Here is a 24969-nt window from a genome sequence, read left to right on the forward strand (position 1 = left end):
TAAATGTGAAACTTAATTTGGGGGAATTAATTCAAGCGCGGAATGGCTATCAGACCAAGAAGAGATATATTCTCTTCTTTTTCTTTGAAAACGTTTATTACTACAGATTTAATCTAATTAGAACAAAAAAAATTTCTTGTTCCTGACACAAACAAGAAAAATAGTAACTAAACTTTATCATGCGTTTCATAATTCTAATAAGATTATAATCAAATACCATTTTGCAGTCAACAGTTTTTTTATTAGAATAAAATTTGATTTTTTTTGAGTTAAAATATAACTTTAAATAAAACTAAAATTAATAAGCATATTGATTTCATTACCTGATAAAAGCCGTCGCTTAAACCGTCAGGAATAACTATAGGAGGTTTAGATATGGGAAAACGCGGAGAGAATATCTATAAAAGAAAAGATGGTAGATGGGAAGGAAGGTATATAAAAGGACGACGAGAAAATGGAAAAATCATTTATGGTTATGTTTACGGTAAAAGTTATCATGAAGTTCGAGATTCACTATATGCCTACAAATTGAAATACCAAAAAATCATAGAGTTGCATGGTGAATTGGCGATTTCAGTAAAAGAGTGGATCGATCAATGGTTAATGTCTATCGAGAAACGAGTAAAACAATCAACTTATGCCGGATATTCTCACAAGATAAAAAAATATATTTTGCCATACATAGGTAATATTGAACTTAATCAACTGAGTACAGAAGATTTAGAAAGAGTAGTGAAAACATGGGAAAGCAATGGCCTTTCACCTAGTTCTATTCAGGTGGTCTTTAGAATACTAAATAATATAATCTCATATGCTGTAAAAAAGAAGTTTATTTCAGAGAATATTTGCGAGTTTATTGAACTACCTTCAGAGAAGCGAAAAAAAATTAGGGCCTTAACAACGTTAGAACAAAAAAAATTGGAAAAAGAAGCTTATAAGACAGTAGACAGCTATGGTTTAGCTGTTTTAATTTCATTAAGAACAGGCTTAAGAATAGGAGAGCTATCAGCATTGAAATGGAAAGATATAAATTTTGAAGAAAACTATATTATTGTGGAACATACACTGCAACGTATCCCGTTAAAAGGCTCCATTAACAAAACAAAGTTACTTTATTCAAGAAGCAAAACACATACATCTGTTAGAAGAATTCCGATGAGTAAGGATATAAAGCAATGGTTATTAAGAAGATATAATTTAAACGATACTATATATGTTTTTTCTAATAAAAATAAGCCTTGTGAACCACGGCTAATTACATACCATTTTCATAAAATAAGAAGAAATGTAGGGCTTCAACACATTCATTTTCATCAATTGAGACATACATTTGCTACACGTTGTTTAGAATCAAATGCCGATATCGCCTCCGTTAGTTCTTTATTAGGACATGCTTCAGCAAAAATGACATTAGATATCTATGCTGATTCGATGATGGAGCAAAGGATACAAACTATTGATAATATGGAAAAATTTTTAGCTTAACTTTTTCTCGAAAGGACAAGAAAAGTCACTCAACTGAGTTAGCTTCAAACTGTAAATAAAAGACGTTTCAAACTCATAATTTGAGTTTGGAACGTCTTTTTATCTAATTTCATTCGAAAGTCAGAACAAAAAAATAAAGGCTCTTTGCCTTTCCATAACCCAATGGCTAATTCGTTTAAATTTATTGTAGTAATCAAAAGCACAGTATGCGTCACAGCTTTTTTATTTTAGAAAAAAGTTTAAGCCGTCATCAACCGTCAAAGAGTGGCAATCCAAGCGTATTTAATAGTATTTTTTTTCTTTTTCTTGTTTGTGTCAGGAACAAGAAAAAAAATCAGTTGAAACAACTACATCGTACTAAAGTCTATGCATTATAAAGTCTAAAAACAGATGAAAATATTCGTATACCAGTACTAATATTTTAACATATTTCACTTTATTTTTGAATGTATGGTAGCTATATTGTTGCAACTGAAGTCAAATTCGAAAGGAGTGTTTGCCATTAAAAAATCATTCAGTTCTTTGTAGGAAACAACAAGTTATTTATGGGTTAATCAAAGAATTATTTAGTAAAAGGAGAAAGAGTTATGAAAAAAATGAAAAAGAGAAAATATTTATTGGCAAGAGTTGCTGTAACAACAACACTATTTACCAGTTTGGCTGTAATGGCGCCAGTGGGTGATATTCTGGTAGCTCATGCAGAAGGGCAGAATATTAGCTCAAATGGAGTTTCTGATAATACATCTAAACGTTCTATCACAATTTGGAAGTATGAGATTAATAGTACTGCTGAACTTGGTGAACGAGGAGATGGTGTAAATCCAGATCCAAGTAAAGCTCCTGACTTAAATGGGAAAAAATTAATGAAAGATGTTCCATTTGAAATTATCAAAGTGAAACCTTTATCAAATAAACCATTGACAGATCCATTAACAACTACAAAAGGAACTGATTGGGAAGAAGATACCAGTTTTACTAAGCTGACAGGTAAAACAGATGCTGGAGGTAAATTAACCTTTGATGTTGGAACAGGAAAAGCTGCAGATGGCATTTACTTAGTTAGAGAAGTACCTGAAATTGTAGATGGCAAAGAAGTCTACTACTATACGGATGCCGACGGAAAACGTAAAGAAGTTAGCTCGCCAATGGCGCCATTCTTTGTACACTTGCCACAAACTAAACGTGATGATACAGGTAAATTGATTTACGATGTTCATGTTTATCCAAAAAACATTGTAACCGATACTGAGCTAGACAAGACAGTAGAAGGTGGAAAGGGGTTCTCGATTCAAGCAGGGAATTCCTTCCAATGGGAAGCGACAACCAAACTGCCAAAAGGCTTATATAACAAAGTACCAGAAGATATGACAATTATTAACAGATTCGATAGAGAAGGAAATGCTTTACCCAATTTAGATGTTGTTGCAGGAACTGAAGTGTATGCAGATTATTTTGAAGTAGTCGATGATATTGATACACGATTAGCATTAGAAGATGTTGAAGTGCGTGTTTTGGGAGAAGACGGGACTACATGGACGACACTGACAAATGGTAAAGAGTACAAGGTGTCATTAAACGGTACCGAAGTAGCCGCCCCTGCAAAAGTTACAGCAGATGCGAACTCTGCCAAAAAAGTTCTTGTCAGCTTAACTCAAGAAGGAATGAAGAAGGTTGAGTCAGATAAAGATCAAAAGATTCAAGTTGTTTATAAAGTAAAGGCATTAACTGACTTCAATGGAACCATTTCAAATAAATACGATGTAAACTACTTAATTCCAGGGCAAAAACCTTTTACAGGAACAAGTGATGAACCAGAATATTTTGATGGTGGATTTAAAATCAGCAAATCTTCTGAAGATACATCGAAGAAATTAAAAGGTGCGGAGTTCTATATTGCTGAAACAAAAGAGAATGCAGATGCGAAAAAATATCTCGCTTCAGATGGTAAATCATACACTTTAAATGATGATGGCACTGCAACACCAGCGTTACCAAATGGTGTTACATTTTTGACGACTACATCTGATGAAAATGGAGTAGCAAAATTCGATGGTCTTAAACTTGATTGGTTTACAGATAGTAATGGAGATGGGAAACAAGATCCTTCTATTCCATCTGAAGCAACCTGGGAAAAAGACAAAATCAAAAAATCTTACTGGATTGTCGAAACAAAATCACCAAGTGGTTATGAATTATTAAAGAACCCAGTTGAAGTTGTTGTTACTCTGGATTCGGCTGCCGAATTAGTTGTTGATGTAGAAAATAAAGAAAAAACAGATCTTCCATTTACTGGTGGAGATGGTATGACTCTTATGATTGTTATTGCTCTAGGAGCCATTGCAATTGGTACTACAGCAGTTGTAATTGATAAAAAAAGACGTGCAGTATAGAGCTAAGAAAGGATGGGAACAATGAAGAAAGTAAATAAGTCACAAAAAATGCTTATAATTCTTCCCATCATTATCCTTTTAGGAGTGATCATCTTTTTGATCACTCCTAAAGGTCCAATATTAAAAGCATTAAGCTCTCGTGATTTGGTTGATGTTTCACCTATAGGAGATAAAAAAAGTCAAGATCAGCTGATTGAGACGACTGAAAATAGCGCTTTGATCAAGGTCGTAGCCAAAGAGACTGGGCTCTATAAGGTAAAAAAAGATCCTGGCTATTCACTCACTTTAATCGATGAGAAAAACGAACAATTAACGGTTTCCATTTTCGATGAGAAGAATTATATGTCTACTTTTTATAATAGTGACAGTGGACAGGGAGCCAGTAATGAAGCCTCAAGTGATTCAAAGACAGGAAGTTCAGAAATTAAGGAAAAAGCTCCTGAATTTGCACAGATTACGTCCTCTGGAGAGCTAGATTCATATTATTTGAATTTAGAAAAAGGAAGCAGCTTATATTTACGTGTTGAGCGAAATGGTTCAAATGCGACTAAAGTGGAGCTACAAAGCCGAGAAGACGAAAAGAAAAGCCAGGTGCTTGTGGACTTTATAGTTGATAAGGAAACAAAAGAATCAACTAAGAGTAAAGAAGATTCGTCTGAACAAGTCTCCGAAGAAACACAACCATCATTGACAGAGGAAACGAGCAGTTTATCCGAAGAGGCTGTTAATCAGAGTTCACCGTCAGAAGAAACAAAGACTGTTGAAGAAGAAAATCCGAAAGGCACGGAGAATAAAAATGATCCGCCTGTTCAAAAGGAAACTGGTGAGGAAGAGTCGTCTGCTCAGGTACCAATAGGATCACCAAAAAGCTATGAAAGAGTATTGTTTGTCGAAACAAAAGAAACCGACAAAACAGATGAGGAACTTGAAAAAGGAAATTATACAGAAAAAGATTCTCTAAAAAAACCAGTTTTTCTGAAAAATACTGCAGCTCAAATTGAAGCTAAGACCAAATCTGAACAGGACTCACCAATTATTATCCGAGATGCCAATCTATCTGTTAAGACAGGAACAGCCAAATTCGATACCGATGACGAAGCCGGACATGATAGTGGAGAAGAAAATAAAATTATTAGATCTTTTGATCAAATTGGTTATTTAGCATCTTTTTCTATTCAAAACACTAAAAAGAATGTCGAGTATACAGATATTCGATATCGAGTGATTGCTAAGATGCCAAATGCGATTGAAGTAACAGATAAGACGCCAAGAAATAATGGTGAAATTGCCAATGGTCAATATATCGATAATTCCGATGGAGAAGAAGGATCACAGTTTTCTGAAGGAGTTATGGAATCTATTATTCCAGATACTGGACAGGTTTTTGTACCCATTATACTCAACGTATACGGAGCTGCTAACTCAACGAAAATACTACCACAATTTACATTAGAAATTGTATCAGCAAAAAATAAGAAGACGGGAACAATAGAGACCTTTAATAAAGAATACGATATTAATTCGTTTTTAGAAGAAGAAGTACCTGAAACGACTGTATCAGCAAAACCTTCAGTAGGTATAAGACTCGCGCAAGGAGAGGTGAAGGATAGTTCAGTTTTTGGTTTAAGTAATACTAATATCAATGCCTATGATGTTGGAGTTGTTACTGTTTTACAAGAATTACCCGGTAGGGACAAAGGAGACTATAAAGGTTCTACATTCCCAACGGGACCAATTACTTATCAGATTAAGCAAAAAGGTGCTTATCAAATTGGTGCTAATGAGGAACAATCTATGTCTGCAACCCAATACACAGCTTTTTCTATGAAAGCCTATTCTCCAGCAATGAAAGATCGCAGTAAAGCTGCTTGGCAAAAAACGGGTACTGTAAATATAGACAAAATAGTTAGACCATTAGATATTCCAAATGCAAATACGAATAAAATTTATACATCAGTCCCTAAGACAGGCTTTGATGAAATAGGTGTTTTCTCTTCAGGAGTATTCACTAATACTAATGGAAATTATGTAACGAATGTTAAAAACAGCGACTATGTAGGGGTATTAAATCCTTACACCTATAATATGACTGGAAATAGAACTTCTGCGGCAACTTCCAAAGCCTTTTCGAGTATGGAGTTAATTTATCAATGGGATAAAACGACAACATTTAATACTGGGATTAAAAATAAATGGACGCAATATAGAATGGGCTTGTATGTTGACGAAGTTTCTTATGACAATATCAAAACGAGTAACGATTCAACTATATGGTTTCCGGATGTAATCACACCACCTGGATCGTACACAAGTGCACCAAATATCGGAGTACCAACAATTGGAGGAGCATATGATGATATGTGGGGGAAACCCTATTCATCTGCATCAGTAGGACAACCAAATGCTTCAAAGGGTGTTGGAAACGCTCAAGTCTCGCAAGGACAAGAAGCAGGTCTTTTTGATTATGCCTTTACTAAGAATACGATCGTTGTAAAAGGAACAGAACATATAGTCATGTGGGATCCTAGTGCATTTAAATATGACTTGAATAGAGAAGCATATGGAAATACTTATACAACCAAAAATATGGTTCATACTTTTCAATATGGTGTTCCCATAATACCTACTAACACACCTCCATATACAATGAGAGTAAGTAAAATTGCTGAAAACAAAAAGTTCTATACGTGGTATAACACACCAGAAGAAGCCATACTACACGGGGAAATTGGAGCGGTGGTTTATAAAGCTACATTTGATCATGATTGGGGACATCCTACTAAATGGGCTAGAGAAAATATTCAAGCAGGTCCACATATACCTGTTACTGTAATTGGCAACCCAGGAAGTGTTTCTCCAAAGAAAAACCCATTAGTTGTTTTGGCTGCCCATCAATTTGTAGATAAAGATGGAAAAATTGTATATGAAGCTCCTAATGGAGGAAGTTCGAATCCTGGAAAAAGTGGGTTTTACACGGATGCTAAAAAATATGGGACGTACGTTCCTTCAACTTTTGATTCGTCAGGTAATTTATTGACAAAAAATATGGAATATTGGAATTTCATTGGCGATAGTATTTTCATTAAAAATATGGCTATTACAACAAAGACAGAGGTTAAAAAAAATCTTTATCAATCCAATGAAGACATTGATATAAAAGTCACTGGGGTTATGAATGGAAGTGACTCAGTCACTTATGATGGTGCGCTTACCACCAATTTGCCAAAAGGAATTTCTTATAAGAATGATTCTTCAGTTGATGGAGATGGAAACAAATTACAAGACCCAATCATTTCGCCAAATACTGATGGTACTACGGATCTCCGTTGGGATTTTAGGAAATTAACCAATGATCAACGAAAAAAAGGAATTGAAGTTAACTTTACAGCAAAATCCGATTTTACTCAGTTAAGTTTTAAAGAGAGTGGTTATACTGATAGTCTTATTGTTAAAACAGTTGGAGAAATGTGCGTAAGTAATAATACTTCTATAAATGATAAAAGCGTTGAAGGGGTTCGTTCATCTAGAGATACTTTTATCGAAATGTTGATTCAACAGATTATTTTAAGCAAGAAGGCCAATAAACCAGCAATCGAACTTGGCGAAACGGATCCTCTAGGTGTGGATAACACGATTACTTATAAGGTAAAGATGGTGAATAACAGTGCCGCTGCAATTCCAGAAGCCAAGTTACTAGATGTCTTACCTTATGATGGAGACTCTCGAGGGACCAAGCTTTCAGGAACTTACACGATTGAAGAAATTTCTGTTAACGAGCCTGCAGCCACCATCAGTTATACGAATTCCTCAGCGGATGAAAAGACAGATCCAAATACTATTTCAGGATGGTCAAACTATGTCTCGGGAACGACTGCAGCATCTGCTATAAAGAATGCGAAAGCTGTCCTAGTTTCAGTTCCTTCGTTAGATGTTGGTAAGGAAGTCGAATTAACAGTGAAGGTTAAACCTACAGCTCAAAAAGCTGGAGATGTATTTGTCAATGATGCAAGTATGAACTCCAGGCTAAATATGCCGGTAGAATCACAAGCAGTCTGGACACGAGTTTATGGACGTGAGTTAACAGGTGTCGTTTGGTATGACGATAATTTGGATGGGTTAATTGGGAATAAATCAGCAGGTGGCCTAGAAGAATTTGCTAAGGATATCCCAGTAAAACTTTATCGAACAAGCTTGGCTGATGAAAATTACAAAGATAAATTGGTTGAAGCTAGTTTAACAGGTGAAAAGTTTGTTGATTCATCTGGAAACTCGTTGATTAAAACGGACAAAAATGGAAAATATACCTTTGCGGCGATACCAGAAGGAACCTATGTTGCGGAGTTTGTTATAGGTAGCCGTGTAGAGAAAAAAGAATTCCATGTCACAAAACAGCAGGTTGGGGACGATCCAACAAAAAACTCGAAAGCGGACCCGGATACCTATAAAACGCCTGGATACAAGGCACCACTGTTAAAAGATTTGAATAGTATCGAGAACGCCGAAGCGCCTACGTACAAAATTGAAAATGTGAATCTTGGATTAATTCGTCCGGCAACTATCCGTCTCTTTAAATTTGAAACAGGCAGCGCAGTTGATGCAGATGGGGATGGAAAGCTAAGTGACGAAGAAAAAGCAACCGGGAAGCCATTAAAAGGCGCAACATTTGAGATCTATAAAAAAGGGGAAACGACACCCATTGCGACCGCTGATACGGATACAAATGGCTATTTGATGTTCGAATATCTGTATAAAGGAAGCTATCAGCTTAAGGAAACGAAGGCTCCAGAAGGGTATGAGCTTATCAAGGAATTGATTGATGTAGAAGTTGTAGAAGGAAATCAGAATGTTGCTTTATTTGCCTCAGATGATAAGTCAACAGAATTGCCTTTCACTGGTGCAAATAAATGGGTATTTGGTCTTCTAATTGGTGCAGCAATAACGATGGCTGCTGGATTTGGTGGTATTACGTATTACTATCGTCAACCAAAAAAGAAAGGAGAGTAACCAATGAAACAGAAATTGTATAAAGGGCTCTCCCTACTTTTCCTTCTGGTAATCAGCTTTTCATCACCGCTTCAGGTATTTGCTGAAGACCAAGGATACAGTGTAACGATTGTAAAGTACAAACTGACCGATGCTGATTTAGCAGGAAATCCATTACCCGTAGATGGAACAAAAGCCGAAAAAGCAGTGAACAAAGAGGGGAAATCATTTGAACTGCTTCCAGGAATCAGCTATGAGATTACCCGTGTGTCTCCTGTCAATGGAACAACTCAGTTTGAAGCTATACAAGGAGCGGACGCCTTCACCAAGACGGTTACAACAGATAGTAATGGTCAGGCCCAACTCCCAGGATTGGTTCAGGGAACATACCGTGTGATAGAAAAAGCAAATAATCAAATCAAAGAGCCAATGGAACCAGTTATCTTGGAGCTTCCTCTGCCCCAGCGTAATGGTCAGGCACTAAATGATGTTTATCTTTACCCAAAATCGAGTATAGCAGGAGGAGCAGCTATTGATCCCAAAAAAGCAACAACGGGAAATGGAACTAGCCCCGAACGTATCCCACAAACAAGCGGTACGATCGGCTCCTACTACTCATTTTATGTGATCATTCTTTTTTTAGCTTTAATGGGAGTCATAGGTATTCGAATGCTGCGATCCAAGAAACATTATTACTAAATGTATCTAGAGGAAGCGTTGGGAATCCACGCTTCTTCTTTTAAAAAGAAGGGGAGTAGTTTGGTGAAAAATCGAAAAAAAAGTTCCCACTCTTTATTAATGAAATTTGCGATAATAATGATCTTTTCTGGTGTAGCTATTCTTTTGTATCCAATAGTTGGCAATTATTTAGCAAATCGTGAACGAAGTCAAGCCTCCACTGCTTACGATAATGTCCTTGAGAAGATGAGCCAAAAGGAGCGCGAGGAACAATATCGGTTAGCGAAAGAATACAACAAGTATATTTTTGAGAAACAACAAGGAAAAAAAGAAGAGCCGATTATTTATGAATCTGTGCTAAAAAATAGCTCCAAAGTAATGGGCACCATCGATATTCCAGCTATTGATATTAAAAAAATGCCTTTTTTTCATGGCACCTCTTTTAAAACATTAGACAAAGGACTCGGACATTTAAAAGAATCGTCAGTGCCAGTAGGCGGCAAAAATTCTCGAGCTGTTATAACTGGACATAGTGGGGTTAAGAATCAGGTTCTTTTCACAGATATCCGTAATCTAACTGAAGGAGATCTTTTTTTCATCAATATTCTGGGAAAACGGTTAGCGTATCAAATTGATTCTTTTGAGGAAATTTTGCCGAGTGAAGCTGACAAAGTAAAAATTGTTCCTGGAAAGGACCAAGTGACATTGCTGACGTGTACGCCACCTGGGATTAATACATATCGGTTACTCGTCACGGGGCATAGAATTCCTTATAAAGATGCGATGAAAAAGAAAATCAAAAAGCGTAACCTCTGGAGTTATCAAACGATTGTATTAGGAACAATAGGAATCAATGTCCTGCTATTTTTAATTCTGGTTTTGATCTATCGCTATCAAGTGAAACGATTTAGATCGGATAATCCTAAAATTGCTGAAAAAGCTAGAAAACGATTGAGATTACTCTTTAGAGTGACAAAGGGTTATTTTGTTTTACTATTCATCATTATGTCATCTGTCCTTGCAGTGGCAATCTACGGCTATGCTCACATGCAACAAGAAACCACGGTTTCAGCGGCGGATATAGGGAAAGAAGAGTCATTAAGTGACTACAATTTAAATAAAATAAGTACAGCAAACTATGAAGAAAAGCAAATTGCTAGTGTGAGTGTCGCGGACTACGCTCACGCAAAGGCTGTAACCAAAGATACGATTAATAATTGGGGAATCGGAAAATTAGTCATTCCAGAAGCACAGATCGATTTACCAATTTTAGCAGGGCTTGCCAACGAGAATCTATTAACTGGGGTAGCGACTTACAAACTGGATCAGCAGTTGGGTAAGAATAACTATGTCCTGCTTGCTCATAATATCTATGATCAAGACTTACTCTTGCATAGAATAGAAAAACTAAAGGATGGGGATAAGATTTACGCTACAGATTACAAAGATATCTACATCTATGAAGTGAATTTAAATAAAGTTGTCAAAGATACCGAGGTGTCTTATATAGAAAAGTCAAATGAGCAAGAAGCGAAAATAACTTTGGTTCGATGTGAAGGAAATATTGGTACAATTTATCGTCGCGTTGTTCAAGGAAAACTGACAAGTGTCCAACCACTGGACGATTCGTCGGAGACTCAAATAAAACAAATGGATCTAAAAAAAAGTGATAAGAAGTCTGATGGTGTAGTAGTTAAAAAGGAACCTGTGACCGAATTCGAAAGCTTCTCAATGGCGATTGCCGCTAGATTTGTAGCAGATCCGTTACAAACGATCATTCCGATGTTCCTATTTTTTCTATTACCGATCTTATTTTTCAGTCTAATGCGTTAAGGAGAACAAATGATGAAAAAGAAACTGCTAACTCTATGTATTCTTGGGCTCAGTGCATTTACTCTCCATAATTTATTCGGAGAAAAACTAAAAGCAGATGAAGTTTTAAAAATTGAAGAAACTAGCAATACGACAAATTCCAATGTGACGGTTGAGTCTTCTGCTTCAGTTCCTCCAAGTAGTTCAGAGCAAGAACAAATAAAAGAAACGGCGAGTCAAAATGGAGAACTTTCTACAGAAGGGAAAAAGGAAGAAAAAAACCAAGAGTCGTCCGCCTCAGTATCAAAAGCTGAGTCTACTTCAGCCACACTGGAAACATCCATTAGTGAAGTCGATGCTAGCAGTGAACATTCCTCCACTTCAACAAGCAGTGTGGAGGCGACAGATACTAGCAGGACCTCTGTCGAAACTAGTTCAACCGAAACGACATCTAGCAATACAACAATCACTAGCAGTACAGTCACTTCTTCAAGTAGCAGTCGTCCGAAAGAGTCATCAACAGCACCTTCTAATTCGAGGGAGGAAACAAAAGTACCTTCGAAACCAGAAAAAGGAACTCAAGGCTCGATAAAAAAAGAAGCTAGTTCAGAAGTATCTGTAAATAGTCCTAGTCAAGCTATAGTCGATTCACCAGACCCAACGCCGTTTTCTGTCAATGTGCAACCGGCATTACCAACTTATAGTAATCCTGGCGAGACGCTGGGGCTTTCTTCGCATGGGGAAAAAATCGAGCTTGCTGAGGAACTTCGTGTCAGTAAGGTAGCGGAGTCAGATTTGAACGGGTTTGAATTACCTCTATTGAAAACAATTGAAGATAGAAATAAGGCAATTCTAATTTATGAAGGGATTCATTTAGTGGGAAAAATAGAAGAATCCAACGTGAAAATTGATTCTTCGGAAAATTTATTAAATGAACTTACGACGAAACTATTTGGTCAAGAATTCAGTAATATCAAAAAAACGGACAGTAAGACAAAAGAACCTGGGGATTTGTTATACAAAGAAGACGCTTTAATCGGGATGTATTTAGGTGATGACTATTATTTAAGTTATCGAAACAAAGAAAAAGATGAGGAGAAGCCTTTCGGTGAAATCGTTATCGAAAAATTTACTTCTGATGAACCCGAAACAGCCTTTCAGTCTAGCAAAATGACGAGCCTAACGATGACTGACTATGGAAAGGAAGTAGAAAAAAACTATCCAGCGTCTATGGATGTTCAACAAAATGATCAAACCACTGCATTTATTGAAAAAATTTCTGATAACGCTCGGGATTTAGGTCTGAAGTACGATGTGTTTGCCTCAGTAATGATCGCCCAAGCAATATTGGAAAGTGGATCAGGAACAAGTCAATTATCCGTTGCGCCATATCACAATCTATTTGGGATAAAAGGAACGTTTAAAGGCTCTTTTGTGAATTTTGCGACACAAGAGGATGCCGGCAGCGGTGAAATGTATTCGATCAACGCTGCATTTAGAAGTTATCCGAACTATGGCGAATCCTTAGGGGATTATGTCACACTCATTCGATCAGGGATACAAGGAAATGAGAATTATTACTCAACCGCCTGGCGATCAAATGCTAAAAACTATCTGAGAGCTGCTGACGCTTTGACAGGAAAATATGCCACAGATACATCATACAATAGAAAGATCAGTTCATTGATTGCTGCGTATCATTTAACACAATATGATGCTCCAAAAAGTGTTGAGGGAACTCAAACAAGTGCCATACTGCAAGGAAAAGAAAATATCCCAGCAGAGTATCGTTCAGCAATGAAATTTCCCGATTATGACGGAAAGGACTACAATTCTTCGGGTTCTTATCCTGTGGGTCAATGCACATGGTACGCCTATAACCGTGTTGCTCAACTAGGGAAAAAAGTAGATGACTTTATGGGAAATGGCGGTGAATGGGGAAGTAAGGGGCGTGCACTAGGTTACAAGGTGACCCAAACACCTACTGCGGGGTATTTGATTTCTTTCTCTCCAGGAACCGCGGGGTCTGATCCTCGCTATGGACATGTCGCGTTTGTTGAGGCAGTCACTTCAGATGGAATCCTTATTTCTGAAGGAAATGTCGTGGGTGGAACAACGATTTCGTACCGAGTAATCAATAATGAGTTAGCAAAATCAACCCTCGTTTCTTATATTGAACCGAAGTGATAGAGAAGGGACCAGAATAAGAATTGAGAATAAAAAGGATGACTTTTAGTTTTGTTCCAGCGCTAATTCTCATGAGTTTAGTTGTTATCTTTATCCGTATGACGTTTATTATCCACCCAATTTCAGGTAATTCAATGGAGCACTCATTGAGCAATGGGGATTGGGTACTAATAAATAAGAGAATGCCAATACAAAGATATACTATTGTCGCGTTTTCCGAAAAAAACAAACGTGATTTATTGGTCAAGCGAGTCATTGGTCGACCCGGTGATACTTATATCATTCAAGACAATATGATGACGCTTGATTTAGGCGATAGGAATAAGTTTCAAACAACAATGCAAATTGAATTAGAGAAGGATGTCGCAGAAAAGCTAAGTAATCGAACCTCAATTCCTGAGAATTCTTATTTTGTAATGGGAGACAATGTTGATATTTCTAATGATAGTCGTTCCTTTGGACTTATCTCTGAGAAACACATCGAAGGAAAAATGGAAAGAGTCCTATGGACAAAAAAATAGAGAAGTTAACTAGAGAGGTGGAAATTGATTGTTTGTTCTTAGTGGGATATGCCTTGTACTCTTGATCGCATTGTTCATTGTTCTTTTATATCAATTAGCGAAACAACAGAAGTTGAACCAAATAAGAAGTAATAAGAATACTCCTCCACATTTACTTGAAAAACTAAGCTTGTATGAAAAAATCGAAGAGCAAAAACAAAAGAAATACACTCAATATACTTTTCTAAGCATAGTGATCGCTTTGTTTTTAGTAGTAGCAATCGTGGTACTTCTTTCGAGTAAATTTGCCTATACAAAGAACCAGGTTCAGCAATTGGAAGAAGAGGTCCACACCTTAAAAGTGGAGCAAAAACAGCTCATTTCCAAGATGCCTGTTAAGCAATACCCAGAAGAAGGTATTGGTCTGAAGGAGTTGGCATGGGAAAAAATCGTTGATAAAAAAAGCGCCAATAAGGAACAAGTAGAACTTGAAACAGAGATCGCAACCAAAATGGGACCTTATTTTGGCCTATCAAGGGTCCTTACGAACGTGGAACGATCCCCTAAAACGCTGTCCATCTCATTAATTAGCAACACACAAGAAGAAGAAAACAAAAAATTAATTGCAAGAAATATTCAATACTTTGTGCAGGAAGCAGAATCGATTCCTCAATTGATGAAAATTCACATTAAAGTATTGACTGCGGAAGGGAAGAAAAATAGTGCGTTGATTGATGAAACGTACTCAAGAGAGGAAGCAGATAATCCCTTTACTGTTCAAAAATAAGGGCACTAAAGTAGTAGAAAGGAGCAAGAAAATTCATGACAAATGTCCCTTCTCGTCAAACAAAAAAAGCAGAGAGTCCTTATCGACGCTCGGTAGTTAAGAGTCTTGTATTGACTATATTGACGCTTTCATTGTTAGTTGTCATGTTTGTCTCGGGACAATTTGTGAGAAAGGCGTATAGTATTCACTCCATTTCAGGGACTTCAATGACACCGGCATTAACAGAAAAAGACACGGTATTGGTAAAAAAGAAGAAGACGATTATCCGCTATGATGTGATCGCATTTTCGGTTGAAGGAGAAAAGGGAACGTTTGTAAAGCGGGTGATCGGAATGCCTGGGGACAAACTATTTGTTCGTAATGATCGGATTGTTCTAAGTGTAGGAGAAAAGGGCGACTTTGAGACCACCTATACCTTTCAATTGTCTCCATCCGTCTCTGAAGAGATTAAGTCATTGACTGCTGTTCCAGAAGATGTGTACTTCACTATTGGAGATCATGTGGATGTCTCAAAGGATAGTCGAGCATTTGGTTTTGTCCCTAAACAATCAATTGAAGGGACGGTTCAGTTTCAATTTCCATCAATACTAAAGAATTAGACTGAGAATGATACGAAAAGAGGAGAAAAGCGGTGATTGTAAATTGGATTAGTGCAGGAGTACTGATTGTGGTACTCATACTTTGTTTTCGACGCATAGCGATTAAATGGCAATTAGATAGATTGAAGCTGCCTAGAAATTTACCGTTATCTTTTCAAAGAAAGCTAGATTATGTGAAGCAAATGGAACAAAGCAGACATGTTTCAGCACTACTATTTTTGTCTTTGCTTTTGGGAATAGGATTATCCCTGACCACCTATAGCGTATTTCGAATGAACGATCAAATGGTTCTTCTTGGAGAACAGAATAATGAGCTGAAGGATCGTATCTATAAAGTGGAGAAGGAACAAAAGAAGATTGCCACCAAGTTGCCTATCAAAGCCTATCCGTCAAATGGGGTTGGACTAAGCGATTATTCTTGGGAAGAACTTTTTTCTGATGAAAATCGTGAAAAGCAATATGAAATTGAAAATGACCTATCAGAAAAAGTCAGTCCTTACTTTGGCCTGTCTACCACACTGATTGTTTTAGATATTCCTACACAAACATTAAATATTGCGTTAGCTGGAGATTCAGGCAGTGAAGAGAATAGGAAACAGATCAAAGAAAATATTAAAGCGTTCGCTAAAGAAGCCAAGAATGTGGAAAAGCTAACTCAAATCACTTTTCAAATGAATTTGATGAACGATAAAAATAAGCAAAAGGTTTACAGCTGTACATTTTCACGAGAAAACGCAAATGAAGACTTTAAGCTAATTCAAGAAGACGAGTAAAGAAAGAGGGAGAACTATGAACGCACAAAAAAAGAATAATGGTTGGTTTTTTAATAAAAATATTATTGATGAGATCAATTCTGTTCCTGAAGATGTCATGATGAATGCCCCTACCCCCACTACATCTGAAGTTGAAAAAACAAGTGAAGACCACACAGAATTGAAGCAAATGCTTCACGAAAAAGAGGAAGCATTCGAACAGTACAAAAAACAAGCAACTGAAGAAAAACAACGCCTTTTAAGAGAAAACGAAAATTTTAAGCAAACGATCCTGCAAAATGGAGAAGATAAAATTCAGAATCGACGACAAATCCAAAATCTAGAGGCTGAAATTCGGCAAAATCGTAAAGAAATACAGTATTTACAAGAGAGACAAGACTCCAGCAGTATAAAAAAACAATTAGCGAAGGCAGAAGAAAAGATTGAAGCTTTAACTGCTTCTCTGGGAGATTACCAAGCGATTCAACAAGAATTAAAAGAATCAGAAAAAAAATACAACGATTTAGAAATGAAGCAAAAAGTTGAAGCGTCACAGCAGGAAGTCTCTAATCAACAATTTGAGAGACAACTCAAAGAATTAAATGAAATTCTTCATGAAAAAGATGAAAAAATTGTTGATGTTGAGCGGATGATCGCTGAAAAAGAACAGGCATTAGAAGAAAAGGAAAGCTTGATACAACAGTTAATTGAAGAACAACGAGATTCTTCGATTGAAGGGGAAGTAGTCTCCGAGTTGCAGCATCAAATTATGGTTATTCAAAAAGAGAATGAGCAGCTAAAGCAAGAGGCACAGTATTCACAACATGAAATAGGAGAAGTTTTAGTGGCTGCTCGAAAACAAGCGAATCGTATGGTAGAAAAGGCAAAATTAGATGCTCAGCGAATTATTCAACAGTCTGAAGAGGAGATCCAAACGATCCAAGACCGTGCAAAAGAAATTTCATTTGAAGTGGATGAATCCCGTCAAGCAATCATGGTCATCTATGATGAATTGAAAAGCCGTGTCGATCAGCTGGCTCAAAATGAAGTGATTTCAACTGAGGGAGTAGAGAAACGTTTTGACTATTTCGATTATTCTCATACGTCTAAATTTTCACCCAAAGAGTCTTAACCAATAGAGGGAAGAGTCGAGAAAGCAAATATTCTTTGTTCTCAAAATATATACAACAACCTATTTTGGTTGCTAGAAACAAATCAGTGGATTATTTAAGGAGGGATAATGAGGGTGTTTACTACAGGATATTTGATCATTATGGGGATCATCTCCCTCTGCTTAGCCTATCGGTTAACCATTCATTATCGTTTAAACCAAATCTCGGTGAAACAAACGTCACGCCTTTTCAAAACGAAGTTTGTGCAATTTAAACAGAAGGAATTAAGGAAAAGTCTCACCTATTTGTTCACTGGAATGATTGCAGTGATTATCGTCTCGACGTGTTCGATTTTTCGTTTGGAAATGAGCATGAAGGATGTACAAGCGAACAATCAGAAATTTCAGTCTGAGATTCAAACGATGAAAGAGAATGTGGCTGCAGGCCCTCTATTAAAAAGGTATCCTTCCTCTGGTTTAGGATTAAAAAATAGTTTAGTCAGCGAAAATCAAACAGCTACTCAAAAAAATCAATTAGAAAAATCACTATCTAATCAACTTAATCCATATATTGATCAAGCTAATTTTATCTTTTCTTCAGCAAATGAAGCCGATTACCTGACGCTATTACTGACAGGTACGGTAGCTGCAAAACAAGCGAATCTAGTTATTCTCGGTCAAAATATTTCCGCTTTTGTTAAAGAAATCGAAGAAATCGAAAAAATTTCTGAAGTGCAGATTCAAATCAATGATCAAAAGGGGAACGATCTATATAAAGGGATTTACGTCAAAGATAATGAGGGGCAATTCAGATTTCAACCGGAACTGAGGAAAGGAAAAGGCTGATGGCTAAAAAAAATAATTGGTTTTTCAATAAAAGTTTGATTGATGAAATCAAAGAGTTTACGAATGATGAGATTGAACAGGAGCAATTGGAGCTTGAGGATCAAAGTAAGGAAAATGAGTACCTAAAAGAACAATTAACATTAGCGATTCAGCGGCAAGAAGATTATTTAACAGATAATAAACGATTATCTAAAGAATTAGAGGAGCTAAAAGAAACACAGAGTAAAGCGCTTCAAGCAGAAAAAGTAAAAAAAACTACCTATCAAGAAACGATTGAAAACCAAAAGCAAGAAATATCTCAATTAAGAGAACAACTTTCAAGTTATCAGATTCAAAAACAAGAATGGACAGAAACTAGTGAAGAAGACAAACGAGTTCTCCAACAAACAGCAGTTACCCTTGAGAACCAAGAAAAAGAAATTTCTATCCTTAAGGAACGATTGGAGAAATTAAACTTCGAAAAAACAGAGCCTCAACAAGCATACAAGAAACTGAATGAAACATGTGAGAATCAAAAAGCGGCTCTTTTAAAAGCTGAAAATCAAATAAGAAAAGTGAAAAAACAACACTTTGAGAGTGTACAGCGATATACGAGTGTTATCCAACAGGTTAATCGACTGAATGAAGAACGATCAGAATTGAGAAATCAATTAAAGCAAAATGTTATTGAAAAAAAGCATTTAGAGGAGCGATTAGTGAGTATGGAGGAAAAACAAGATCAAATTAATAATGAAAAAAAGACTTCGGATGAACAACATAAAAAGGAAATCGAACAATTGAATGAAGCACTTCAACAAGCGCAAGAGAAGATTCGTTTGTTAGAGTCAGAGCTTGATACTAGCGATGAACTAGATGAATCTGCAGAAAAGAATACAGAACTACTTATTCATTTAGCTGAAAAAGAAAAAGAAATTGTAGAACTAAAAGAGAAGATACAGGAATTGACTGAACAGAGTTCAGTGAGGGATGATCTAGAGCCGATCAAGGAGTTAACTGAAAAAGTAGAAGAATTAACGAATAGATATGAAGAAGTTCAACTTGAAAAAGCAGAAGTTACTAGGCGTTTAAAGACTACTGAGGAAGTACTCAACCAAAAAAATCAACAATTACAGCAATTTGAAGAATTGTTGGTAAAACAAACCGAAGAACTTTCATTTTCTCCTGACGAATTAGTTGAAGCAAAGCGGAAAATTGAAGAGTTGACTGAACAAATAAACAAGTTAAAAGAAGAATCTACACAATCACAATTGGAAATTGGTGAAGTGTTATTTTCTGCGAAAAAGCAAGCGAATCGTACAATCGAGGAAGCACAATCAGAGGCCAAACGCTTAATTGATGAAGCAGAATTAGAAGTTGAAACCATAGGCAATCGCGCACGAAAAATTCTATTAGAAGTTTCAGAGTCAAAAGAGACAGTGTTAGATATTTATACTGATCTTGAGCAAAAGGTTGAACAATTAGCAAAAGGATCATTAATGAGTAATGCATAGACTTAAGAGGAGTCACATTCTGTAGAGTTGAAAATGAAAAAGAATGGATGGTTTAGGTATGGATAGAGTTTTGGTTTTAACTAAAAATATTTTGACAGAACGAGAACTGCAAAACAAATTACAACTATTAAATTACGAAGTGTACTGTTCGACAAAACTGTTTAACGAGTGTATCGAGCAAAAATATAATTTAGATCTATTTAAATTATTTCAATATGTTATTTTGAGCGAAAGTATTAGTGAATCAGAGCTTACCAAACTCACTACTTTTTTCAAGCCCTTATCTTTATCAATAATTCGTAAAGTGGGAACAAAAGTTACTGAAATTGATCAACATTACTTAGAGATTGGCCTATTAAATGCAATTATTTCAACGAAAGATTCTCTTGATGAATTGAGGGAATGCTTATCATCATTGGGTGCTCTTGTTGAACAAAGTGATGAACACATAAAGGAACGCACAGAAATTCAATTATCACGCAGTGTGACTTCTTTGCAGCCACATTTATTTCAAAATTCAAAAAATGATAGAAGTGATGTTCCGCTTTATCTTGAAGTTTTACAACGTTTGTCACATACGGAAGCTAAGATCATGGCTATATTGATCAATGCTGGAAATCAAATTGTGTCACGAGAAGAGATCTGCCGTGAATTGTGGAGAGAGGATGCAAATAAGTCACATCTAGCTTCTCTTTCGAGCACGATCTCTAGAATAAAAACAAAATTTCAACAAACCCCTTTAAAGGCTACAGCCATCCATACTTTTTGGGGAAAAGGATATCGCATAGATAAAGAATTACTAATCAAACTACAATCAGATGAGATTTTAACACACTCTATTTATGCTTAAAAAATAATTAAACACAATTCTATAAAACGAAATAAATGGCTTTATAGCTTTTAACAAAAAGGGAGAAGTTCAAAATGAAAAAATTTTTTTTAGGAAGTCTATTCATTCTATCATGTTTTATATTCACTGCATGCGGAGGCAGCCAATCTGCAAGTACTAGCGACAAAAAGGAAGTTTCTTCTAAAGAAGCAACAGTAAAAGTAGTTTCTGGAACTTATGTGTTGCAAGAAGGTGATTCTGTAAATGATGGTGAAGGGTATTTGGCATTGGATGTATCAATTAAAAATAATACGAAAGACCCAATAAATATTATTCAAGATGATTTGAATCTGTACGATAAAGAAGGAAATAAAGTTGCAAATAAAAATATCTACTCCACAGAAAGTGACTTTCAAACGTTGCAAATGGAAAATCTTTCGGGAGGAAAATCAACAAAAGGGTATGTCATTTTCAAAGTAGATAAAGATAAAAAGTACGAGCTACATTATGCCCCAATGATTACTGATTCTGAAAAGAAGGAAAAAGATATTGTGGTAGATGTGAACACAAAAGATTTTAAAGATTCTTCCGATCAAGTAAAAAAAGCAACTGAAGAATATCTAAACAAAGTCTTTTTAGGGAAAGAGACGGATAAAAAAAGTGAACTGCTCAGTAATGATTTAGTAAAAGAGCACAATGAATTCAATCAAAAATTTTCAGAAGAACTAAAAAATAATTTTGATTCCTATGTCCCTTCTGACGATGAAGTAAAAACACTTATAACAAAATTTGAAGAAGTAAATCAGAAAAAAGCAGAAATTAATTACGAAGTAAAAGCACTATTTCCAAACAAAGCAGTGATCACAGTCAAGCCCACAGTTCTTAGCTTTGATGATGTAGACGCCAGTTCAATTGTTGAGACGTTTGTTGAGCAGAATGAAGGAAAATACGAAGACTATGACAAAGCCGTTCAGGATAGTGAAAAATATCTAATTCAACAATTACCAACAAAGTTTGATCAAACAACGCCAAGACAACCGCAGTACATGCCTAAAGACGGCTACAAGTTGATTCTTACGAAAGAGAAAGACAAGTGGAAGATCGATACGGCTAGTTCAAGCGATAATTATCAATTTGATGATCTAAAATCTATTTTCATGGGTGGCTTAGATGAATAAAAAAAAGTAATGATTGCGATTCTCAGCAGTTTTGTATTAGTACTATTTGCAAGTGGATATGTGGGCTATAGGAACTCGTTAAACTATAGGATAAAAGAATTAACCACGGCATTAAAGGAAGACGAATATAGTCGTTTTAAAGAAATATGTCCTAAATTCACCGACCAAAAAAAAGTGAGACGAGTTGATTATGATCGATTTCAAGACAGCCTGAAGGGAAAAATAACAGAAAAAAAAGTAAGAAAGATTTTTTTAGATCGCTCCTCCTTCAAAAAAATTAATAGTGAAAAATGGTATAAAAAGAAGTATTTTTTCCCTATTCCAAAATACCTAAATGTAGAGACATTAGACGAAAATTCTCTTTCAAAAATTGAAATAACCGTAGGAAATGAAGTTCTAGATAGAAAAAAAGGGAACAAGTTTGGTCCTTTAATAGCAGGAAAGTATAGAATCACTTATTTAGTGACCAATGAAAAATTTGGCACTACGAAATTTTCTAAGAATGAGGACCTCAATGATAATCATACCTTTGAACTAGATGATAGTTCTTTATATCTACATGATAGGAAGTTCCAAAATTATTTGGGATCAAGAGTGTCTAACTATTTTTCATCAATGGGAACAGCAATAGCTTCAGAATTAAATTTTCAAGATCTGACTGGGGTAAGCGAGGAACAAAAAAAGGAGACAATAAAGTCATTTGAAACATTAAAACCCTACTTGGAAAGTGTGAATCAAAGTTATCAGAAAATCATTCTAAATAATAGCTCTTTAAAATTTAGCGATAGCGAAAAAAATAAAATAAGTTTCGACATCTACACGGATTATAAGCTGGAGCTAAAATTTAAAACAGAAGAAAATATTCCTATCGGTATAGCAGTTAATAATGATAATGCGACAGTAACACTTATTTTTGATAGTGATACGAAACAGTGGTTAGTAGAGACTATTGATTTTGAGACGTACATTCAAAGCCCTGAAGATTGGGAAGATAAGACATTTGTAAAAATTAATCAGCCTCATCAAGATCAGTGGTCAGCTGAACATTCAGGAAATATTATATAGCAGCATGAATGAGCGTGGTTGTTAGTTTTCAATACTTTTATTAACAGTCTTAACAAATGATAAACGATAGCTATTTTTGCCTTTTATTAAACAATCTAAACCGTTTTTACGAAAGGTGGCTAAGTAAATCGAAAAAGAATTTGTGGTATATCAAAGTAAGTGGAGACAAGTACGAAATATGGGATTAGGTCTAATTGCTTGTTTCATAGGAGCTATCTTCGTGTGCAGATTATTTAACATGTATGCCTTTATCCCTGAAATATTTTTGATTTTTTATCTGTCTATATTTTTTAGACAGATAAAAAATAAGAAGATTGTTCTCTTAAATACGCAGGGAATATATTATTACAACACTTCTTTCAATAACCACAGCCTTTTTATTCCATGGAACAAAATTAAAAAAATTAAGAAAAAGCAAATTGCGGGTCAATGGTATGTCTCGATTTATCTTGTGAAAGACAATCACCTGCTTGCGGGGATGTCAAAAAAAAATCAAAAAAAAGTTCAAATGAATAAGGCAAAGGGATACGGAGCAATAACTATTGATCTTTATTCAGCAAAAAACTGTACAAACGATGAGCTAATTAAACAAATGAATCGATTTCGTCAAAAAAGGATAACGACTTAGTAGAAAAAACGATTTCTAAAACATTAGAAGTGAAATTTCTTTAGCTCTATTTTTTTGCTGGATTAAGTCTAACAGTTTTTTACGTACTCGTATTACAGAGGAGTAGTCAGCTGGATTTCTTTGTTGTTCATTTTTCGTAAATAAATTTATTAGTTTGGGAAAAGTAGTTAGAAGTAGCAATTTATTATAGGAGGGAAGTTCACCATATTCAACAGACAGTAGCTATTACTTCTATACTTTTAAATAAAAATATAAAAAAAGAAAAGGGGATTTTTGTGAAAAATAGATTGAGGGTTTTAGGAATTACATTATTATGTGGGCCGATTTTATTATCAATGCCTGTATCATTTGCAAATGCTTCATCAGCAGGAACAGGATCAAGTACATCTGTATCAGCAGTGGTTGGAGAAACAAAACCAAGTACTTCTGTTTCAACAGCCATTGCAGAATCAAAACCAAATACGTCTGTACCAGCGGCAGTTAAAGAAACGAAACCGAGCACTTCCGCACCAGCAGCTGCTGAAACGAAATCAAGTGCACCTGCACCATCAGCACCTACAACGGCCGCACCAAATACGAGTTCGAGTACTCCTAAAGCGGTCGCAGCAACCAATACAGATGCTTCAACAGATAATGAAGCTTTACGAGCTGAATTACAAGATTTAGTTAATCAAGGGAATAATGCTGTGGCTAACGCACATTTATATACAGAAGATTCGATTGCTAAACTACAAACAACATTGTCTAATGCACAATATTGTTTAGATTATAATTTAGACTATTCAATTTATATAACTTCGATGAAAAGAGCGCTTGGAGCGTTAGTTTTGGTACCGACAGAACCAAGTACGACAGAACCGAGTACAACAGAACCGAGTACAACAGAACCAAGTACGACAGAACCGAGTACGACAGAACCAAGTACGACAGAACCGAGTACGACAGAACCAAGTACGACAGAACCAAGTACGACAGAACCGAGTACGACAGAACCGAGTACGACAGAACCGAGTACAACAGAGCCAAGTACAACAGAACCAAGTACTAGTAAACCTTCCATTAAGGTATCTGACCAAACAATGTATGTTAATGATAAATTAACAGAAGAAGATATTTTAAGCTGGGCAACATTCGAAAATGCAGAAGGTTTGAATGTTGGGTATGAAGTCGTTGGTGAACCTATTCAAGTTACAGTTCTAGGAAATACCTTAGTGAAATCGGGGACACATCAAATTAGATTCTATATTGAAGGAACAGATGCCAGTGGAGAGAAAATTGATATTTCGAAGACTATAACATTGACTATTTTGGACGCAAAGGAAAATATCAACAACAAAGAAAATGGAATTAGCAATCCAGAAGTAAGTGGTGGGACGACTATTTCTAAAATAAATGAATCCAATACAGCCTCAAAGGCTCCTAATAATACAGCTATCAAAAAGCAAAAAAGTATTCCAGTAGCTACAAAACATATTGATCCAGTAAAGACATTGCCTAAAACTGGAGAGAAAAATTCAAAATCGTTTGTGGCATTTGGTGTCGGTTTACTAGGTATTAGCTTGTATTTGGCATTTAAGCGTAAAAAAACTATTATTTAGTGTTAACAAATATAAAACGATGTATTAAGCAAAAAATTATATTCTATTCAA

General features: G+C 35.8%; 18 protein-coding genes. All 18 read left to right on the forward strand.

The window, feature by feature from the left end:
• Positions 1-375: 375 nt before the first annotated feature.
• The gene (locus tag IGI50_RS03995) at positions 376-1485 is read left to right on the forward strand and encodes a tyrosine-type recombinase/integrase (protein WP_311816446.1); all 1110 of its coding nucleotides are present in this window, start codon (positions 376-378) and stop codon (positions 1483-1485) included.
• A 587-nt stretch (positions 1486-2072) separates the two neighbouring features.
• Positions 2073-3875 carry a SpaH/EbpB family LPXTG-anchored major pilin gene (locus tag IGI50_RS04000; RefSeq protein WP_245001287.1) on the forward strand — a complete coding sequence of 601 codons (1803 nt, stop codon included), beginning with the start codon at positions 2073-2075 and terminating at the stop codon, positions 3873-3875.
• A 21-nt stretch (positions 3876-3896) separates the two neighbouring features.
• On the forward strand, positions 3897-8879 hold the full coding sequence (locus IGI50_RS04005; RefSeq protein WP_438776221.1) for a SpaA isopeptide-forming pilin-related protein: 4983 nt from the start codon (positions 3897-3899) through the stop codon (positions 8877-8879).
• A 3-nt stretch (positions 8880-8882) separates the two neighbouring features.
• Positions 8883-9557: a pilin N-terminal domain-containing protein gene (locus IGI50_RS04010; protein ID WP_218256831.1), complete on the forward strand. Its 675-nt coding sequence runs from the start codon at positions 8883-8885 to the stop codon at positions 9555-9557.
• A 60-nt stretch (positions 9558-9617) separates the two neighbouring features.
• Complete coding sequence (locus IGI50_RS04015) at positions 9618-11369, forward strand: sortase family protein (protein ID WP_376713197.1); 1752 nt, start codon at positions 9618-9620, stop codon at positions 11367-11369.
• Positions 11370-11381: 12 nt separating this feature from the next.
• Positions 11382-13535, forward strand: a complete 2154-nt coding sequence (locus IGI50_RS04020) for a glucosaminidase domain-containing protein (protein ID WP_438776222.1) — start codon at positions 11382-11384, stop codon at positions 13533-13535.
• A gap of 38 nt (positions 13536-13573) precedes the next feature.
• Positions 13574-14056, forward strand: coding sequence for a signal peptidase I (lepB, locus tag IGI50_RS04025; protein ID WP_438776223.1), 483 nt, complete (start codon positions 13574-13576; stop codon positions 14054-14056).
• Between the two features lie 28 nt (positions 14057-14084).
• Entirely contained in the window at positions 14085-14822 is a 738-nt protein-coding gene (locus IGI50_RS04030) for a hypothetical protein (protein WP_438776224.1), read from the forward strand.
• A gap of 35 nt (positions 14823-14857) precedes the next feature.
• A complete protein-coding gene (gene lepB, locus IGI50_RS04035) occupies positions 14858-15421 on the forward strand; it encodes a signal peptidase I (RefSeq protein ID WP_218256834.1) in 564 nt (187 codons plus the stop codon).
• A 32-nt stretch (positions 15422-15453) separates the two neighbouring features.
• A complete protein-coding gene (locus tag IGI50_RS04040; protein WP_438776225.1) occupies positions 15454-16194 on the forward strand; it encodes a hypothetical protein in 741 nt (246 codons plus the stop codon).
• 16 nt (positions 16195-16210) lie between these two features.
• On the forward strand, positions 16211-17305 hold the full coding sequence (locus tag IGI50_RS04045; RefSeq protein WP_438776226.1) for a hypothetical protein: 1095 nt from the start codon (positions 16211-16213) through the stop codon (positions 17303-17305).
• A 114-nt stretch (positions 17306-17419) separates the two neighbouring features.
• Positions 17420-18130, forward strand: a complete 711-nt coding sequence (locus IGI50_RS04050) for a hypothetical protein (RefSeq protein ID WP_218256837.1) — start codon at positions 17420-17422, stop codon at positions 18128-18130.
• On the forward strand, positions 18130-19620 hold the full coding sequence (locus IGI50_RS04055) for a hypothetical protein (RefSeq protein WP_438776227.1): 1491 nt from the start codon (positions 18130-18132) through the stop codon (positions 19618-19620). Before IGI50_RS04050 ends, IGI50_RS04055 begins: the two co-directional genes overlap by 1 nt.
• Positions 19621-19678: 58 nt before the next feature.
• Entirely contained in the window at positions 19679-20470 is a 792-nt protein-coding gene (locus IGI50_RS04060) for a helix-turn-helix domain-containing protein (protein WP_218256839.1), read from the forward strand.
• A gap of 74 nt (positions 20471-20544) precedes the next feature.
• Positions 20545-21627: a DUF5105 domain-containing protein gene (locus tag IGI50_RS04065; RefSeq protein ID WP_438776228.1), complete on the forward strand. Its 1083-nt coding sequence runs from the start codon at positions 20545-20547 to the stop codon at positions 21625-21627.
• A 9-nt stretch (positions 21628-21636) separates the two neighbouring features.
• Entirely contained in the window at positions 21637-22692 is a 1056-nt protein-coding gene (locus tag IGI50_RS04070; protein ID WP_438776229.1) for a hypothetical protein, read from the forward strand.
• A gap of 142 nt (positions 22693-22834) precedes the next feature.
• Complete coding sequence (locus tag IGI50_RS04075) at positions 22835-23320, forward strand: STM3941 family protein (protein WP_438776230.1); 486 nt, start codon at positions 22835-22837, stop codon at positions 23318-23320.
• A 275-nt stretch (positions 23321-23595) separates the two neighbouring features.
• A complete protein-coding gene (locus tag IGI50_RS04080; RefSeq protein WP_438776231.1) occupies positions 23596-24918 on the forward strand; it encodes an LPXTG cell wall anchor domain-containing protein in 1323 nt (440 codons plus the stop codon).
• Positions 24919-24969: the final 51 nt, after the last annotated feature.

Origin of the sequence: Enterococcus sp. DIV0170 (assembly GCF_051710765.1) — a bacterium.
Taxonomy (GTDB): domain Bacteria; phylum Bacillota; class Bacilli; order Lactobacillales; family Enterococcaceae; genus Enterococcus_A; species Enterococcus_A raffinosus.